The 1,925-nt window shown below is 71.5% G+C and carries 1 protein-coding gene and 1 pseudogene; one reads left to right on the top strand and one right to left on the bottom strand.

The genetic code is table 11. The features are described 5' to 3' along the window. On the top strand, positions 1-633 hold a 633-nt coding region (locus BBK14_RS13215; protein ID WP_071062397.1), incomplete at its 5' end, for an ADP-ribosylglycohydrolase family protein. A gap of 308 nt (positions 634-941) precedes the next feature. Here BBK14_RS13215 and BBK14_RS35200 read toward each other — a convergent pair. Then, positions 942-1,429: pseudogene (locus tag BBK14_RS35200) on the bottom strand (toll/interleukin-1 receptor domain-containing protein). Between the last annotated feature and the right edge of the window lie 496 nt (positions 1,430-1,925).

Here is a 1,925-nt window from a genome sequence, read left to right as displayed (position 1 = left end):
GGTCGCATCGCCGACGGCGAGGAGCCGCTGGCCGCCGGCGCCGCCGCGACCGCCGCGGCGCGCGGCGGCGGCGCCGGCAACGGCAGCCTCATGCGCGCCCTGCCCACCGGCCTCGCCCGCTCCCACCCGGACCGGTGCGCCCGCGAAGCCGCCGAGATCAGCGCCGTCACCCACGCCGATCCCCGCTGCGTGCACGCCTGCGTCGCCTACACCGCGATCGTCTCCGCCCTCGTCGAGGGMACACCGGTCCCCGAAGCCCTCCAGGCGGGACGCGACACCACCCCCACCGTCCCCGCCCCCGAGGTCGACGCCGCCCTCGCCACCTCCGCCGCGACATCGTTGACCGACCTGCCCACCACGGGATACGTCGTGCACTCCCTCGCCGTGGCCGTCTGGGCGCTCCAGCAGCCCGACTCGTTGGAGGAGCTTCTCGTCGCGGTGGTCAACCGCGGCGACGACGCCGACACCACCGGTGCCATCACCGGCGGCCTCCTCGGCGCCCGCGACGGCGCCGCGGCCGTGCCCGCCCGCTGGGCGCAGCAGCTGGAATACGCCCCGGAGATCAGCGAGCTCGCCCCGGCGCTACACGCCCTGCGCAGCCACCACCCCAGCGCGGAGCCGCTACAGGCATGACCAGCGACTCCGCGCGCGAGCGTGACAGCTTCGTCTGGACCGACCCGGACACCGGACTCCTCGACCAGATCGGCCGCCCGGCAGCACGCTGAATGGCGACCAATCCGAGTGTCGACACCGTACATGCGATAGACGCAGGTATGGCGGCCGGACGGCGAAGGCGGCCCGACTCGTCCTCGCACCCCCAACCACTACCCGAAAACCACCACCAACTCCCAGAACTGAAGCTGCCCCGATTTCGGGAGTGCCAAGGAAACGGTGATGGTCAGCAGGCTGGCCGCCGGTCCCCACACGAGTCACGGAAAGGGTCAGCGTCCGTGACAGAGCTGTCGTTCTCCGCTCGCCGCCGCCAGCAACCGCCCGCACGCGACCCGCTCGTCCACCCCGAACAGGTCCACCCCGACCCGCTGCCTCGACAACCCCGGCTGTGGGCAGTCCTCCACCCGCACCGGCACCAACCGCCGCTCGACCCCTGAGGGATCCGCAGCCCACGCCGCCTGCCACTCCGCCTCCGCATACGCCGAGGTCAAGTAGGCCGCGACACCACCGCCACCGTCCGCGCCGCCACCATCGCCGCCCGGTGCATCTCATACACGAAGTTCGCGCCCGCGGTGAAGTCCCACCCCTGTAGCACCACCACGTGACCGGCCGCTTCCAACTGCCAGGCGACCCACTCCGCCCAGCCCCGGTCCGCCGCCGTGTACGACACGAAAAAATCCACCCGCCGCGAAGGAGCTCCGCCACCCGCAGCCGCATCGTCCCGGCCGACCGGTGGGATCCCCGTTCCCACACTCATAACCGCACACCCTGCCACCCCGACCACAAACCGTCACAGGCCGCCACGCGGACCGGAACCAGCAGCTGTCGGTCCGACACTCGAGAATGAGGCACTTCCCGGGAGCTGGAGCCACGTCGAAAGGACATCATTGTGCGTCCGGCCGGGTTCCGTTGGGACCCGCTTCTGTCGCCTCTCGACGTCCAGGGCGCTGGTGTCGGCCGCGACAATTTCTCCGATCGCACGGTCTCCTCGTCGCCCGGCGCCCCGCCCCTTGCCTGCGACACCCAGGACACAATGCGCGACGACGTTGAACGAGGCGGCGGCGTACAACGCCACCACGAGGCACCGGACCAGGAACGGGTCGCGAGCGCCATGTCTGACCTCCCACACCAGAGGAACCCCGCACCATGAAGTGGCAGTGGATCGGCCTGGTCTTCTTCTCCCTCACCGTGCTGCCCACAGGACTGGCAATGGCCGCCGACCGGGTGCCCCGCCGCCTGCGCGCCAGGCTGGC

This window comes from Parafrankia soli, from assembly GCF_001854695.1.
Taxonomy (GTDB): Bacteria; Actinomycetota; Actinomycetes; order Frankiales; family Frankiaceae; genus Parafrankia; species Parafrankia soli.
The sequence above is the reverse complement of the archived record's forward strand: the minus strand, read 5'-3'. Positions and strand labels throughout refer to the sequence as shown.